This window comes from Paenibacillus hubeiensis (assembly GCF_032334105.1).
Taxonomy (GTDB): domain Bacteria; phylum Bacillota; class Bacilli; order Paenibacillales; family Paenibacillaceae; genus Paenibacillus; species Paenibacillus hubeiensis.
This window is the reverse complement of the sequence record NZ_JAVYAE020000003.1, coordinates 683,578-699,430: the sequence shown is the minus strand read 5'-3', so window position 1 is coordinate 699,430 and position 15,853 is coordinate 683,578. Positions and strand designations below refer to the sequence as shown.

General features: G+C 49.7%; 16 protein-coding genes and 1 pseudogene. 10 read left to right on the top strand and 7 right to left on the bottom strand.

The genetic code is table 11. The features are described 5' to 3' along the window. The first annotated feature begins 7 nt into the window (after positions 1-7). Together RSX24_RS13115 and RSX24_RS13110 are read left to right on the top strand one after the other, a co-directional pair. The gene (locus tag RSX24_RS13115) at positions 8-766 is read left to right on the top strand and encodes a TrmB family transcriptional regulator (RefSeq protein WP_339277908.1); all 759 of its coding nucleotides are present in this window, start codon (positions 8-10) and stop codon (positions 764-766) included. Between the two features lie 95 nt (positions 767-861). Next, positions 862-2,025 carry an MFS transporter gene (locus tag RSX24_RS13110; RefSeq protein ID WP_343260860.1) on the top strand — a complete coding sequence of 388 codons (1,164 nt, stop codon included), beginning with the start codon at positions 862-864 and terminating at the stop codon, positions 2,023-2,025. Positions 2,026-2,241: 216 nt separating this feature from the next. Here RSX24_RS13110 and RSX24_RS13105 read toward each other — a convergent pair whose 3' ends face one another. Further along, on the bottom strand, positions 2,242-3,693 hold the full coding sequence (locus RSX24_RS13105) for a glycoside hydrolase family 1 protein (RefSeq protein WP_236416801.1): 1,452 nt from the start codon (positions 3,691-3,693) through the stop codon (positions 2,242-2,244). 168 nt (positions 3,694-3,861) lie between these two features. Here RSX24_RS13105 and RSX24_RS13100 point away from each other — a divergent pair, with 168 nt between their 5' ends. From RSX24_RS13100 to RSX24_RS13075, 6 genes are all read left to right on the top strand, one after another. Then, entirely contained in the window at positions 3,862-4,830 is a 969-nt protein-coding gene (locus RSX24_RS13100) for a LacI family DNA-binding transcriptional regulator (protein ID WP_339277910.1), read from the top strand. 168 nt (positions 4,831-4,998) lie between these two features. Beyond that, positions 4,999-5,295, top strand: coding sequence for a DUF3817 domain-containing protein (locus RSX24_RS13095; RefSeq protein WP_236416803.1), 297 nt, complete (start codon positions 4,999-5,001; stop codon positions 5,293-5,295). A gap of 470 nt (positions 5,296-5,765) precedes the next feature. Further along, the gene (locus RSX24_RS13090) at positions 5,766-6,371 is read left to right on the top strand and encodes a pentapeptide repeat-containing protein (protein WP_236416804.1); all 606 of its coding nucleotides are present in this window, start codon (positions 5,766-5,768) and stop codon (positions 6,369-6,371) included. A 59-nt stretch (positions 6,372-6,430) separates the two neighbouring features. Then, positions 6,431-6,961 (top strand): hypothetical protein, encoded by a 531-nt coding sequence (locus RSX24_RS13085; RefSeq protein ID WP_236416805.1) that lies wholly within the window; start codon positions 6,431-6,433, stop codon positions 6,959-6,961. A gap of 450 nt (positions 6,962-7,411) precedes the next feature. Further along, on the top strand, positions 7,412-8,689 hold the full coding sequence (gene codB / locus RSX24_RS13080) for a cytosine permease (protein ID WP_343260859.1): 1,278 nt from the start codon (positions 7,412-7,414) through the stop codon (positions 8,687-8,689). After that, positions 8,658-9,926 carry a cytosine deaminase gene (locus RSX24_RS13075; protein WP_343260858.1) on the top strand — a complete coding sequence of 423 codons (1,269 nt, stop codon included), beginning with the start codon at positions 8,658-8,660 and terminating at the stop codon, positions 9,924-9,926. The genes codB and RSX24_RS13075 overlap by 32 nt, the downstream gene beginning before the upstream one ends. Positions 9,927-10,102: 176 nt before the next feature. On the opposite strand, the gene RSX24_RS13070 is transcribed toward RSX24_RS13075, so the two are convergent. Continuing rightward, the gene (locus RSX24_RS13070; protein ID WP_290371458.1) at positions 10,103-10,237 is read right to left on the bottom strand and encodes a hypothetical protein; all 135 of its coding nucleotides are present in this window, start codon (positions 10,235-10,237) and stop codon (positions 10,103-10,105) included. A 110-nt stretch (positions 10,238-10,347) separates the two neighbouring features. Then, positions 10,348-11,184 carry a helix-turn-helix domain-containing protein gene (locus RSX24_RS13065; RefSeq protein ID WP_343260857.1) on the bottom strand — a complete coding sequence of 279 codons (837 nt, stop codon included), beginning with the start codon at positions 11,182-11,184 and terminating at the stop codon, positions 10,348-10,350. A gap of 124 nt (positions 11,185-11,308) precedes the next feature. Here RSX24_RS13065 and RSX24_RS13060 point away from each other — a divergent pair, with 124 nt between their 5' ends. Then, positions 11,309-12,769: an alpha-L-fucosidase gene (locus RSX24_RS13060; protein WP_343260856.1), complete on the top strand. Its 1,461-nt coding sequence runs from the start codon at positions 11,309-11,311 to the stop codon at positions 12,767-12,769. Positions 12,770-12,922: 153 nt separating this feature from the next. Here the strand turns inward: RSX24_RS13060 and RSX24_RS32340 are convergent. The 4 genes and pseudogenes from RSX24_RS32340 to RSX24_RS13045 all read right to left on the bottom strand — a co-directional run. Further along, positions 12,923-13,023, bottom strand: a pseudogene (locus RSX24_RS32340) (transposase); the annotation flags it as partial. 12 nt (positions 13,024-13,035) lie between these two features. Beyond that, positions 13,036-13,647: a DedA family protein gene (locus RSX24_RS13055; RefSeq protein WP_343260855.1), complete on the bottom strand. Its 612-nt coding sequence runs from the start codon at positions 13,645-13,647 to the stop codon at positions 13,036-13,038. Positions 13,648-13,669: 22 nt separating this feature from the next. Beyond that, positions 13,670-14,314, bottom strand: a complete 645-nt coding sequence (locus RSX24_RS13050; RefSeq protein ID WP_343260854.1) for a hypothetical protein — start codon at positions 14,312-14,314, stop codon at positions 13,670-13,672. A gap of 17 nt (positions 14,315-14,331) precedes the next feature. Next, entirely contained in the window at positions 14,332-14,646 is a 315-nt protein-coding gene (locus RSX24_RS13045; RefSeq protein ID WP_236416816.1) for a PadR family transcriptional regulator, read from the bottom strand. 259 nt (positions 14,647-14,905) lie between these two features. On the opposite strand from RSX24_RS13045, the gene RSX24_RS13040 reads away from it, so the two are divergent. After that, the gene (locus RSX24_RS13040; RefSeq protein ID WP_339277916.1) at positions 14,906-15,850 is read left to right on the top strand and encodes a copper amine oxidase N-terminal domain-containing protein; all 945 of its coding nucleotides are present in this window, start codon (positions 14,906-14,908) and stop codon (positions 15,848-15,850) included. Positions 15,851-15,853: the final 3 nt, after the last annotated feature.

The window sequence follows — 15,853 nt, the reverse complement described above, 5'->3', positions numbered from 1 at the left end:
AAATACGATGCTGCAAAAATTCGGTTTTACCCAGTACGAAAGCCAGGTCTATGAAGCGATCATGGCTCGCGAAGAACCGCTCGATGCAACAACGATCGTCAACTATTCAAACGTGCCCAAGGCCAAAATTTACGAAGTGCTGAATCGGCTGATCGACAAAGGCGCGGTTCTGACCACGATGCATGGCAAGAAAAAATTGTATATGGCCGTTGATCTGCAATCCATCATCCTTAAACTCAAGACCGATTTCGAGAAGGACCTGGAGGAATTGAAAAGCTATCACGTCAAACGCAGTTTTGACGACGAGCACATTTGGACATTGAAAGACGAAAGCGCCATTGCTTCCCAAATCGAACAGCTCATGATCGAAGCGGAATCGTCGATTATTTTTCTCGCTTGGAACGAGCATATGGAAAAGTATAAATCACTGTTGGAACAGAAAGAAGCTCAGGGGCTTCATGTTGAAGTGCTGGCCGTTGGCGGGTTGCAAACGACGCTGGCGAACCGCTATTCCCTGATTCATACCTTGGAAGGGAACAGGCTTGAGCCATTGCAGCTGCTGATCGTGGACGAAACGTATTTACTCTTTGCGGGCATGGAGCATGATGCGTGGAAAGCGATCAAAACGATGTCCAAGCCGATTGTCAAAGCGCTGACCGATTATTTCTATCATGACGTTGCGCTGGCGCAAATCACCAAAAAATACGGGGAACAATTGCTTCAGGATGAAGAAATATCCAAGCTGCTTGCACGTCTCATTTATTGAAAAGTTATTCCGCACAGGAATAGCTTTTTTTAGTTGTTGAAATCCTCCGGATGTTGGGTTACTATCGTAGTTGTAACTTTATAGGGGGAATCGTTTTGAATAAAAAAGTATACGTTCTGGCCATTGCGGCGTTTGTGGTGGGAACCGTTGAACTCATTTTGGGCGGAATTTTGGATTTGATCGCTGAGGATCTTCATATTACGCTGACGCAAGCAGGATACTTCATCTCGATGTTTTCGCTGGTGTATGCAATCTCGGCTCCGATCTTGCTTAACGTAACAGCAAAATACGAGCGTAAAAAGGTCTACATGTGGAGTTTGTTCATGTTTATGATCAGCAATGTGATCTCGGGGCTCAGCCACAGCTTTGGGATGCTCATGTTGGGCAGGGCGCTTGGCGCAGCTACGGGATCGCTTATTTTTGTATTGTCGCTGACAATGGCGGCACGCATCGTCAAACCTGAATACAAAGGGCGTGCAGTAGGGACGATTACGATGGGGGGAAGTGCTTCTCTGATTGTAGGCGTGCCTTTGGGCATATTTATCGGCAATGCGGCGGGGTGGCGCGAAGTGTTTCTGCTTATTGCGGTGCTGACAGGAATAGTTATGGTTGCGGTGGGATTCACGATGGGGAGGATGCAGCCGGTTCCGGCCGTGCCGCTTCGAAAACAGTTCACTGCACTGATGAATCCCAAAATGGCCGCGATCCATCTGACCACCCTGCTGGTGCTCGCCGGGCACTTGACGATGTATGCGTACTTTACGCCGTTTCTACAGGAAACGATCGGTGCGAGTTCAACGATGGTGACGTGGGTTTACGTCATGTTCGGCATTGCAGCCGTTGCCGGCGGCGGCATGGGCGGTGCGCTAAGCGACCGTATTCATCCTGCCAAAGCCATTGTTGGCGTGCTTATTCCTTTTATGGCAAGCATGGCGATTGTGCCGTTTAGCGGAGAGATGCCGCTGATTCTTTGTATGCTGCTCCTCGGCGTATGGGGGGCGTTAAGCTGGACGGTTACGCCTGTGCAGAACAGCTTGATCATCAAATCCGCACCGGCAGAAGCCGAAACGCTGATCAGCACCAACTCGGGCATTGCGCATGCAGGCATTGCGCTCGGAACCTTTATTGGTGGCCAGGTGATTGAGCGTTCATCGGTCGTTTATACAGGATGGGTCGGAGCGGTGCTCGTGCTGCTTGGCCTGGGAGCTGCATTGTTTGCCATTAGCAGGAAGGAGCATGCTGCCCAGACGGTAGCATGAGTTTAGTAAGGTTAGTACACAAGTTTATCCCATTGTTGGTTCAACCATATGTCTCTGGCTGCTTCGGGCTCCTGATGGTAATTAATGTTTTTAGCCGTGTTTAGAAGCCAAAAGTTGAATCAATGGCGTAATCGTAAAATAATAAAGCGCAGTTCCAACCTATATGGCGGAACTGCGCTTTGCTTTTGTAGTTCAATGCTGAAACCCTACGGATCATTAAGCTTTCAGGCTTTTGCCGTTTGTTGCAATGACTTCTTTGTACCAATTGAACGATTTCTTCTTGTAACGTTCCAGTGTGCCGGAGCCATCGTCATGACGGTCTACGTAGATGAAGCCGTAGCGTTTTTTCAGCTGCGCCGTCGATGCGCTGACAAGGTCGATGCAGCCCCATGTCGTATAGCCCATGACTTCGACGCCGTCTTCGATCGCTTCGCCGACCTGCACGAGGTGATCGTTCAGGTAGTTGATGCGGTAGTCGTCTTCGACGGTTTTTTCGCCCTTGTCGTTCACGATCAGCTCGTCCACCGCGCCAAGGCCGTTTTCTACGATGAACAGCGGTTTCTGGTATCTGTCCCAGAATGAATTCAGCACGTAGCGCAGGCCTTGGGGGTCAATCTGCCAGCCCCATTCGCTTGCCTGCAGGTGAGGGTTCGGCACGCCGCCGAGCAGGTTGCCTTCGCCTTTGATTTTTTTCGCAGGATCGGCGGTCTCGCAGATGCTCATGTAATAGCTGAAGGAAATAAAATCGACCGTATGCTTCAGCGCTTCCTCGTCCCCTGGCTCGAAATGGATCTGGATGCCGTTTTCACGCAGGTAACGCTTCATGTACCCCGGATATTGGCCGCGAACGTGGATGTCGGCGAACGCCATGTTTTTGTGGTCAGACTCCATCGCTTGAATGACATCGTCCGGGCTTGGAGTCAGCGGGTAGATCGGCATGCTGAGCACCATGCAGCCGATCTTGAATTCAGGATTGATCTCATGACCGATTTTGACCGTTTTCGCGCTGGCTACCAGCTCGTGGTGGATCGCCTGGTAAAGGTCCTGTTTGCTCAGCTGCTTCTTCGGCGTAGAGATGCCTCCGCTCATGAACGGCGCTTCGAGAATCGAGTTGATCTCGTTGAACGTCAGCCAGTATTTGACCTTGTCCTTGTAACGCTTGAATACCGTCGTTGCATAGTTCACGTAGAAGTCGACCATTTTGCGGTTGACCCAGCCGTCGTACTCGCGGGACAGGTGCAGCGGCGTCTCGTAGTGGGAGATCGTGACCAGCGGCTCGATGCCGTATTTATGGCACTCGTCGAACAAGTCGTCGTAGAATTTCAGGCCTGCTTCGTTCGGCTCGGTCTCGTCGCCTTTAGGGAAAATGCGGGACCAGGCGATGGAAGTACGGAACACTTTGAAGCCCATCTCGGCGAACAGCTTCACGTCTTCTTTATATCGGTTATAGAAATCGATGCCGATCAGCTTCATATTGTCTTCTGTCGGCGTCTCCGTGATCACCGGGTCGCCATCGTGCGCCCCGATGCCGCCTTTTGGCGTGACGTCCTGGATGGACCAGCCTTTACCGTCTTGTTCGTACGCGCCTTCGAGTTGGTTCGCCGCCACCGCGCCGCCCCACAAAAAGTTTTCGGGAAAGTTGTATGTTTTGTTTTGCGAGTTGCTCATCAATATCTCTCCATTTCGTCATGAAGTCATCTTGGTGCAAATCACTGCACAAAAAAAGCTTAAACGTTGTAACGGGTTCCACGTCAAGTTTTACTTTTACTTTTTTTTTGAGGCATACTTAAGGTATGCTAAGATACGACAAAGTAAGGTGGCAAGAAAGGAGCCGGGATGTCGAAGTTTAACGAAATTATGAAGCGGTCGGGATATTCCAAGGCGACCGTATCCAGAGTCATCAACCATTCGCCTCATGTTAGCGATGAAGCCAGACAGAAGATTACGGAAATCATGAATCAACTCAATTATATTCCTAACCGAAATGCCGTCTCGTTATCCACGGGACGTACCAAACAGATCGGGATTGTGACTTCCGCCACGGGAGATGTCATTCTTTCATTCATGAATCAATTTGTGGATACGGCTATGGATTACGGTTATCAAACTATTATCTATACTTCCCGCGGGGATAAAGAAATCGAACTGCAGGCGTTTGAAGATCTGCGCAGCAAAAGGGTGGACGGTATCGTCATCATCGCCTGCGTCAATGATCCGAGAATGCTCAAGAAGTATTGCCAATATGGTCCCATCGTATCCTGGCAGCGCATGGGCAATGACGAGATCACTTCCGTTGCGATGGATCAAGCCGAAGGGTACCGGTTGGCGCTGGAACATCTCGTATCCAGGGGGTACACGCAGATTGCCAATATGTTCGGCAGAGTGGAGAGTCTTAACATTCAGAGCAGACGCAGGGCGTATGAAACATTTATGGAAAGCCGGGGTCTGCCCGTGCGCAAGGACTGGTACCAATATTCCGTATATTCGGCATCGGACGGCGAGCAAGCGCTGCGCCGGCTTCACGAAAGTCGGGAAATGCCCCAGGCGATTCTGTGCTCCAATGATTATGCGGCGATCGGCATTTTGAGCGAGGCTCGCAGAAGGAACATCAAGGTGCCCGAACAACTGGCCATCGTGGGATTCGACGACATCGAGCTGTCCCGGGTGCTTGGCATCACGACGATTCGCAACCCGATCGCAGCTCAAGCAACGAACGCTTTCTACCATTTGTGGGCCGTGCTTGGCGGGCAAAAGCTGACACACGAAAGCCTGAAATACGAACTGATCGAACGCGAAACGAGCTGACATTCAACAATTATTCAAATTTGAAGCATTTCCGGGCGGTTGTGATGCGGTATACTGAACTGGAGTTTCACGATGCTGACTTTTATGGAAGGCCGGCAAGTGAAACTTAAGCATCATGTTACAAGTTACATATTTCACAAACCCCGACCCGGAAAGGTGAGATTGAACGTGTTGAAGACCGTGACAGGCCGTTTCAGAATTGCAGCGTTATTGGAAGGAATCTCTTTTTTACTCTTAGTCGTTGTGGCGATGCCGCTTAAGTATCTGGCCGACATATCTTCCCCGGTCGCCATTGTGGGCGCGATCCACGGCATTTTGTTCCCATTATACTTGATTGCCCTTGCACATTTGGCTGTCGTTCATCGTTGGAAGGCTTCATATTGGATCATGGGGCTGCTTGCGGGCGTGCTTCCGTTTGGCACGTTTGTGTTCGATTCCTATCTCAAAAAAAGAGACTGGAAATAAGGACAGACGGAATTAGTCTTGTTCATATGAAACTGAAAAAAACGGAATAAAGGTGACTATATACCCTGATTTGAACGGTGTTAGTCGCCTTTTTTGCGTGTAAGGCATCTATATAGGTTGAACTAGAAATATACACGAAAACGGAGAGGGCAGAAAGAATCTGGAGAAGCGGAGCGTTCTAAAAACTTTCTGAAAGAAAGCTGCATCGTAAGCATAGGCTGTTCACCAGATTTCCTCCTTAACTAAAGGGATTCAAAAAATCTCGGGATAACAGCGATCGGAAAATGGTTCTGACCACGTAGTGGCTCCGTGTAAAAATGATGGGTTCGATTTATTATGTCGAAAATAAAGAAATTGACTTTCCCGGACGTTTATGCAGGTGCTTGACAGGGGTGTGTTATATTAAGGGAAACGTCGATTGGCGTGCCTATTATGATAATCAATCAAGTTCGTTTGTGGGAGGATTCATCGTGTATCAGTACAAGGATCGGGAATACGAAGACGTCCGTTTTGACGGGCAGGATTTGAGATATGGAGAATTGACAGGCTGTGTTTTCATCAAATGCACCTTCATGAATACCTCGCTCGAAGAGATCGAGACGAACGGATGCCGTTTCATCGAGTGCGATTTCAGAGGGGCCGCGCTGAATGGATCGTTCCATACGGAGACTGCTTTTGAGAACTGCTCGTTTGGCGGTGCGAACCTGTTCGTTTCCAAGTTTACCGACTGCAAAATGACCGGCTCCGACTTTTCGGGCGCTCAGTTGGATGGTATTACGTTGGCGGGAGGCGACTGGTCATATACCAATTTCAGACATGCCCGGCTGGGAAAACAAGATTTGCGGGGCATCCGCTTCTATGAAGCCGATTTATCGGATGTTGACCTGGGCAAAGCGGATTTGCGGGATTGCGATTTGACGCGCGTTACGCTAAGCAGGGCCAAACTGACAGGTGCCGACCTTCGCGGCGCGAATCTGGAGGGCATCGACCTGAAATCGCTCGATATCAAAGGCACGCGGATGGATCGGGAACAGGCGGTACTGTTCATGCGTTCCTTTGGCGCGAAGGTCGATTAACGATACTTATCCGAATCCGATGAATGGACATCAACGAAGAAGATGGGAGGCAGCAAATCATGGAACAGGCACGGCAGCTACTTTTTTATCCCTTATACGGAGCGTGCATATTGGAGAGCGTAGAACAGCAAACGGATAAGGTGGGAGAAGGAAATGGAGATCAGGTATTTCATCTCTATTTCCCCAAGCAGGAACTGCGCATGATGATTCCGAAACAGCGGGCACAAGAAAGAGGGATTCGTCCATTGTCCGATGTAGACACCTTGTTGCAGGCGAGAGCCGAATTTTTCGGAAACCATGTCGAGCTGCCTCTTGATGCTTCGAAACGCCGAGAGCATTTGCAAGCGAGAATCGATACAGGGCTCCTGCGAGAATATTTCGGTGTCATTCGCGACCTGTTATGTGCCAAAGTTTACGCGTTGAAACTGAACACCCATGATCGATCAACGATGAATACGGCGCGCGATATGCTGATCAGCGAACTGACTTTGGTATTGAATTTCTCCGCCGAGGATGCCAGTGCTTACCTGAAGCAGGATATCGAGAAGCGGCAGCAGGAAGCAGACTCTTCCGATTATTTTACAGGCTGAATGTTCAGTATATTTAAAGTTTTCGGGTCGTCCCAAAGAAAAAAAGTTTCCCGGTGCAAACCGAAAGGAAGGGATGGGCTTGAAAAGTGGGAGACAAGCCGCCATAGCGGGGAAAGTCGTAGATGGATCGTTACGGATTTCTGCATCAGTCTCCCCCGGGTTACGATCTCATTCAATTTTGTTGGATAATAATGACATTGACATTCGCATGCTTTTCCAAAATAATAAAACGTAATTGAATACTGGTACCTTTAATTCAGTCCAGAGAGGCTGGCAAGGGCAGCGGATTTTTATAATCACGCGTGAAGCGGGCGATTCCAACCAGGGATGCTCTGTGTCTTCGCGCGGGTTATGATGCAAAAAAGAGGCTACTTGTCAGGTGCGCGTTCTGATGAGTAGCCTCTTTTTTCTGCTTTTTGGTATCAGGAGACTTTAAGTGGAGGTATTCTGATGAGTAAACAAGATCAAGAGTTTTCATGGCAAGAGGTGCCAAAAACGCAGAGAAACCATTTCTGGAAGACGTTATCCGTCATGCTCGGCTTCACCTTTTTCTCGGCGAGCATGCTGGCTGGAGGGACGCTGGGCGTAAGCTTGACGTTCATGGAATTTATCGGCATCGTGCTTGCGGGCAACCTGGTGCTGGGCATCTATACGGGAGCGCTGGCGCATATCGCCGCCAAAACGGGCTTGTCTACACATTTGCTGGCCAAATATGCGTTTGGGGAAAAAGGATCGTACCTGCCATCGTTCCTGCTCGGCTTTACCCAGGTCGGATGGTTCGGCGTCGGCGTAGCCATGTTTGCGGTCCCGGTCGCCAAAGCGATGGATTGGAACGTTTACCTGCTTATTTTCATTTTTGGTCTTGCCATGACAGCCTCGGCCATCTTCGGCATGAAGTCGCTCGTCATTCTGGGTTATATCGCAGTGCCGGCCATCGCCATTCTTGGCGGATATTCCATGCTGAAAGGCGTGGACACGCTCGGGGGTCTGCAAGGACTGCTTGATTACTCGCCCTCACAGACGCTGACCGCGGCGGCGGCACTGACGATTTGCATCGGATCGTTCATCAGCGGCGGCACGCTGACGCCGGACTTTGCCCGGTTTTCCCGGACGTCCCGGCAAGCGGTAACGGCAACGGTCATCGCGTTCTTCCTGGGTAACTCGCTCATGTTCTTGTTTGGAGCAGTTGGCGCAATGGCGTACAATCTGGCCGACATCTCGGAAGTCATGTTCCTGCAAGGATTGCTCGTTCCGGCGATCATCGTTCTGGGACTGAACATCTGGACGACCAATGACAATGCCTTGTACGCATCGGGGCTGGGCTTTGCCAACATCACCAAAATTTCGAAGAAGTTCTTTGTTGTCGTCAACGGGATTGTGGGAACGGTCCTTGCCATGTGGATGTACAACAATTTCGTTGGATTCCTGAATGTGCTCGGCGCCGCAATCCCGTCCATCGGGGCGATCATCGTTGCAGATTACTTCTTCGTGAAACGCAGAAATTACAAGCCGTTTGCCGACATGACGTTCAAAAAGGTAAACTGGATTGCGATGCTGGCTTGGGCCATCGGCGTTGCTTTTGCCCAGCTCGCTCCGGGCATCACGCCATTGAACGCCTTGCTTGGCACAGGGATTGCATACATCGTGTTGATGCTGATTGTTCCTGCGAAAGAATCCACAGAAAAGGGGAAACGAAATGATTATACAGAACGCAAAATTGCGGGGTAAAGAAGGATTATGGCATATCGTCGTAAGAGACGGAAAATTCGAACAAATTACGCAGACGCTTGAAACTACAACGAATGACGAAGTGATGGACGTAAATGGCGCGCTGGTGCTGCCGCCTTTTATCGAACCGCATATTCACCTGGATACGACGCTGACGGCAGGGGAGCCGGAATGGAACCTTAGCGGAACGCTGTTCGAGGGCATCCAGCGCTGGTCGGAACGCAAGGCATTCCTGACGCATGAAGACGTCAAAACCCGCTCCAAAACGGCGCTGAAATGGCAAATGGCACAAGGCATCCAGCATGTCCGCACTCATGTGGACGTGACCGATCCAAGCCTGACCGCCGTGAAAGCGATGCTTGAAGTGAAAGAAGAAATGGCGCCATATATCGACATTCAACTGGTCGCTTTTCCGCAGGAAGGCATTCACTCCTATCCGAACGGCGCGGAATTGCTGGAGGAATCCCTGAAAATGGGCGTCGACGTGGTCGGCGGCATTCCGCACTTCGAATTTACGCGAGAATACGGCGTCGATTCGATGAAGGTTGCGTTTGACCTGGCCGAAAAATACGACCGTCTCATCGACATCCACTGCGATGAAATCGATGACGAGCAATCCCGTTTCGTGGAAGTGGTCGCTAAGGAAGCATATGAACGTGGACTGGGCGCACGCACGACGGCGAGCCATACGACGGCGATGGGATCTTATAATGACGCATATACGTACAAGCTGTTCAGACTGCTGAAGATGGCGGACCTCAACTTCGTTTCCAATCCGCTGGTCAACATTCACTTGCAAGGACGTTTCGATACGTATCCGAAAAGAAGAGGTTTGACTCGCGTCAAAGAACTGCAGGAAGCCGGTTTGAACGTGTGCTTCGGGCATGACGACATCTTCGATCCATGGTATCCGCTCGGTACCGGCAATATGCTGCAAGTGCTGCATATGGGTATCCATGCTTCGCAGCTGCTCGGTTACGATCAGATCGTGAATTCCATGGACCTCATTACGAAGAACAGCGCAAGAACGCTGCATATCGAGAATGTATACGGCATTGAAGAAGGAAAGCCTGCCAATTTTATCGTCCTTGAAGCCGAGAACGAATATGAGGCTATTCGCAAACAAGCCGGCGTGCTCTACTCGTTCAGAGAGGGCCGCAAAATCGCGGAAACGAAACCGCGCGAAACGTCGATCGTCCTGGAAGGCGGTTCCGAGAAGGTTACGTTCAATAAATAACGGGTTTCCCTTTAAAATTGCGAACGAGGTAAGACGAGCAAAACGTGCGTGAACATAACATCCCCTCACCAAAGCGGCGTATGAGAGATCATGGAGGTCATGACATCATCGCTGCGGAGGAACGGAGGGGATGTTTTTTTCATGATGCAGGCAAAGGAAGGGCTGAAAGCATTACCTTACCACTTGACGGTGCCCGTTTGGCGGTCGGACAGCACGCTGAACTCGCCTTCGGCAGGAGAAGCAGAGGCAAGAGCCGAGAAGGAGCTTAGTGCAAACAGTACCGTGAGCAGCAACAGCGTTTTTCTTTTCATAAAAACAACCTCTTTCCTTGTGGAATGATATGACCACCATAATTGTAACAAACAGCCATAAGTTCGGTAAACAATTAAAATTCGCAATCCAGATTTCGTGTCAGAACGTATTACAATGGAGCGTGCACGGCATGCTGCCTGCGGTATTCGGTCGGCGTCAGCCCCGTATGTTTCTTGAATTGCCTGGAGAAATAAAACAAATCCCCAAAGCCTAGTTGATCGGCGATCATCGTGATCGTGCTGGAGGAGCCGATGAGCTGCTCTTTGGCTTTATCCATTTTTTTGCGCGTGATGTACTGGATGGGAGGCACGCCAAGCTGCTGTTTGAAAAAGCGAATAAAATAGTTGGGGTGCATGCAGGCGATGCCGGCCAAATCCTGAATCGTCATGTTTTCTTCGATGTGGGCATCGATATAAGCCAGAATGGCTGTCATCTTTTCCATGGCAGGCATGTTCAGAACGGAAACGTCGTTCAGGTCAATGTGCTCGATGAAATGCGCCAGAAGTTCGGTCAATTTGCTTTTGGCCATCATGTGGGCGTAAACCTTGCCAGACCGTGAATGGTGCAGCAGGTCGTCGAAGAGTGCGTCTAATCGTTCGGGATCCTGGACGGTAACGACATGCGGGAAGCGGAGCAGCTGGAACAGGTTGATCCCGCCCGCCTTCAGGCTGAAGTGGCACCAGTATTTCAGATAAGGACGGTCGCTAATGGCAGAATACGATTGAGTGATGCCTTCAGGCATAAGAACCAATTGACCAGGAATGGGAGCGTATTCATCATTGCCGATTTTGAGCCAACCCTCGCCTTCACGTATCCAATAAAACTTGCTGTAATCCGGGGTATAATCCAAATCCCGCCATTCGGTACCGCAGCAGTTATAGTCCGCCACGATCAGCTCGGTTTGCAGGTTCGACAACATGTTTGCGAGCAGTGGTTCACGATTCATCGTCCCGCTCCTTTCAGGTTATTATTGTGCATTCAAAAGTTAATCTTCTGCATGTTGATTTTTCGGTCATGCCTCTAAAATACGTTATGAAGAGGATCAGAACATAACAGGAGGCATACAGCAGATGGTAAATCCAAGCGAGTATCTGCAGCAGATCGATTCCGTGATTGCCGCAGGCAAATTCAAGGACAGCTGGGCGTCGTTGAGCAAGTTCGAGGTGCCTGAATGGTACAGACGCGCCAAATTCGGCATTTTTATTCACTGGGGCGTGTATTCCGTGCCGGCTTACGACAGCGAATGGTATTCACGCAATATGTATATCGAAGGTTCGAAGGCGCATGAGCACCACTTGGCCACGTATGGTCATCCGCGGGATTTCGGGTACAAGGATTTCATTCCGATGTTCCGGGCGGAAAAGTTCGATGCCCAAGCGTGGGCAAGCCTGTTCAAGCAGGCAGGGGCGCGTTATGTCATGCCCGTAGCCGAGCATCATGACGGATTCCAGATGTATCGCAGCTCCATCTCCCACTATAACACAGTTGAAATGGGGCCCGAACGGGATCTTTTGGGCGAAATGAAGACCGCGTTTGAAGAACAGGGGCTGACTCTCACTGTTTCTTCGCATCGCGCCGAACATTGGTTTTTCATGTCCCATGGCAAAGCATTCGATTCGGACATCAAAGAACCGCTTGCGCGGGGGGACTTCTACTGGCCGGCCATGCCTGAGCCGGATCACCATGACCTGTATGCTTCGCCTCCGGATCAGGAATTTCTTGAGGATTGGCTGATCCGCTGCTGCGAGTTGGTCGACGAGTATCGGCCGAGCGTGTTTTATTTTGATTGGTGGATCCAGCATTCCGCTTTCAAGCCGTATCTGAAAAAATTCGCGGCGTATTACTATAATCGCGGGGAAGAATGGGGCATCCCGGTAGCTGTGAACTACAAGCATGATGCCTTCATGTTCGGCTGCGCGGTACCGGATGTGGAACGGGGGCAGTTTGCTGATCTGAAACCGTATTTCTGGCAGACGGACACTGCGGTAGCCAAAAATTCCTGGTGTCATACCGAGAACAATGACTACAAGACGGCGGGTGAGTTGATTCGCGACCTGGTGGATATCGTCAGCAAAAACGGCAGCTTGCTTCTCAATATCGGGCCAAAGGCTGATGGAAGCATCCCTGACGAGGACCGGGAAATCCTGCTTGCCATTGGCGAATGGCTGCGGGTGAACGGCGAGGCCATCTACGATACGACGTATTGGCGGACGTACGGCGAAGGACCGACCGAGGTCAAGGAGGGACAATTCACCGACGGGGTAACGAAGTCTTTTACAAGCGAAGATATCCGGTTTACGGTCAAAGAAAACGCATTGTATGCCACGGTGCTGTCGTATCCGGAAGACGGCATCGTCACGATCAGATCGCTGGCGGAGAAGGGCCGACATTTTCAGGGGATCATTACCTCGGTACGCGTGCTTGGCCATGACGAACAGCCGGTGTGGGAGCGGGCAGAGGAGGGGCTTCGCGTCGTCGCCAAAAACGTCAAGAGCGATTTGCCTGTCGTCATTAAAATCACGCTGGATTAGGAGTCCGAAGAGGTTGTCCCATAAGTACTTCTATGGCGCTTCATAAGACCGTTCACTTCATGAAAAAATGAGCAAAATGAAAGAAAAGGCGTTGTTAGGGAGGTCATCCCCTGCACCGCCTCTTCGCGCTTGTGGTTTATTATCGCTGGTCTATTACGCCTTCTTGAGCAGATTGTGGGCGAGCGATAGCCACCCGACCTCAAGGCTCGCTTTTCGCAGGTCTCGAGGCAGAAAAAACGTCTGAATCCCCGATTGTATATCAGGTCCTAGCTTTTGAGCACCCGCTTGCGCAGAAATAATACACCAATCACGACTGCTCCCAGTGCCAGAAGGGCATATACGGCATTGGAATACAGGTCCATGTAACCCACGATCTTCTCCCAGGAAGCTCCGACTGCCGAACCCAAATATACGAGAGCCGTATTCCAGATCAGTGAACCGATCGTTGTCAGGACAAGGAAGGGCAGAAAACTCATCCCGGTGCTTCCGGCAGGAACGGAAATGAGGCTGCGAATCAACGGTACGAGACGACCCAGAAAAACGGCCCATGATCCATGCCGATCGAACCAGTCATATGATTTCCGGATATCTTTGGATTTCAGACGTAAAAATATTCCATATTTCAAAATGAGTATTTCCAGCCTGTTTACAGATAACATTTTCCCGACCCCATAGAGGCAGATTGCTCCTGCGACCGACCCGGCGGTTGCGGCAGCGATGACTCCGAACACGCTCAGACCCGATTTGGTAGTCATGAACCCGCCCAAGGCAAGAATGACTTCCGAAGGAATGGGGGGAAACAAATTTTCCAATGCGATGAGCAGAAAAACGCCCAGGTAACCATACGCTTCCATGATTTCGGTTATCCACTGTTCCATATCGGCACGCCCCTTAGCTTTTTTAAGAAAAATACTGCTTCACTTTCTGATAAAGGAATTTATCGAACGTTTTATATAGAACAAACAGCGCGATGAAGCATACGCCGTAAACGGCCAACACAACTTGCATAATATACAGGAACAAAGTATGTTGGGTAGTCGTCTGATCAATGATGGCTAACAAGAATGCCGCGGCGAACGCAAGCAAAGCGTAACCCATCAAATAATGATGCCCGTGGGTTTCGAAAGGCCGCGTATGTTTGGACATCGACAGAAATTCTTTGACTTTAAACTGGTTAATGGCCTCCTTGGCGGCCTCCTCTTTCGACCTTCCTTGACACTCCAGATCCGCTGCGAAATCCTCCAGATAATTCTGGAGCTCCAGTTTATCCTCTTTATTTAAAGCAAGCTGGGCAACGTAAGTATGAATATCATTTTGCCTGCGGTATAGACTATTCATCCGAATATGTCTCACATAGTTCGCCAAACTCCACACCAATGCCAACGTGAAAGAGACATAATAGGATAACGCCAGCCAAATTTGGTCCTCAGGATTAAAATGCTCGTCGTAAAAGAACGTAATGCTGCAGATCGCGATCGAGAGCAGCAATATCCACCCGAACCTTATTTCTCCCAAACTGAATGCTTTCCGTAAAAAATTCGCCATTATATTCACCTCCCGGTTTAAATGAACCGATTCACGATCTCGGTTGTAGTTTTCCAGTCCGCAATGAACTTGGCAAGCAATTGCTTGCCATCTTCGGTGACCGAATAATATTTGCGTCGGCCTCCATGGCTTTGATCCCCCCAATATGCTGAAATCGCCCCCTGCTTTTCCAGACGCTTCAAAGAAAGATACAGCGTGGCTTCCTGGATTTCGAATGCTCCCTCCGTTTGTTCTTTGATGGCCTTTGAGATTTCGTAACCGTAATTGTCCTGCCTGACCAAGACAGACAAAATGAGGAGATCGATCGTTCCTTTGAGCATTTCCGCATTCATGGCATTCCCTCCAGATTAATTACTCAATATTATTGAGTACATAATGATCTTAAGATATATTACTTAATAATGCAAGGTACTTAAAGACACTTTTCTTTATGATTTTCCAAAAAAACAATCCAAGGGCCGATGTGATTCTTCTGCTAACTTGACAGGTTCTATACAAGGGCAATTTTATTTTTCGGATACCTATTGGACGGCATTGGTTTGACCGATAATGAAAGAGCACATATTTTTTTCACATCAGGAGGAGTCGTCAATGAAAAAAACAGTCATCATGTTAACCGCTGTGGCACTGCTGCTTGCAACCGCCGCGGGCACAGCCTCAGCCAAACCGGGAAACGCTTCTGCTGGAAACGGAAAATCGAATAACGCAGCATCGTCAAAACCAATCAAAGACAATGAAACGCAAGCGAAAGAAACTCAGGGCGGGGAAGTCGAGTCTGCTGTAACGGCCGACAAGGAAGAAGAGAAAGTCGAGGATTCTTCATCCGCGGAGACGGAGAGCACGGATCACGACACCACCGATCAAACCGAGTCCAAGAACAAAGGTCACAAAGGATACAAAGGTTTGCTTAATGCCATTCAGCATACTGAAGACAAACCGGCTGGCGCAGTTCTGGCCAATCTTTTGCTTACCAAATATGAAACTGAGCTGACGGACGAACAAAAAAAGCAATTGGAAGCCATCCTTGAAGAGGGCAAGGCGCTCGAAACGGCAGCGAAAATGCTTGAAGAAAACGGCAGCGTAACTGACGCCGTGTATCTGCAGGAGGAAGCCATTAAAGCCGATTTCAAAAACCTGGATCTGTACAAAACCATGGACAAGCTCACCAAAAAGGCGGGTAAAGCCAGCGGGGTGAAGCTGTATGTGAACGGGGAAGCTTCCAACTCGGAACCTTTTGTCAAAAAAGGCAATACGTATGTTCCATTTCGCGCTATAGCCGAGGCCTTGGATGCCGAAGTGGCATGGAACCCTGAACAACGCTCCATCATCGTTACGAAGGATGGCGTGAGCATTAAACTTGTGGTTGACAGCAAAACGGCAACCGTCAATGGCAAGCAGGTTTCTTTGGATGCTCCAGCCACCGTTACCCAAGGCAGCACTTATGTACCGGTACGTTTTATAAGCGAGGCATTGGACGCGACCGTCAAATGGGAAGAGGAAAGCAAAACCGTTGTTGTCTATGAAGAGGTAAAATAGCCA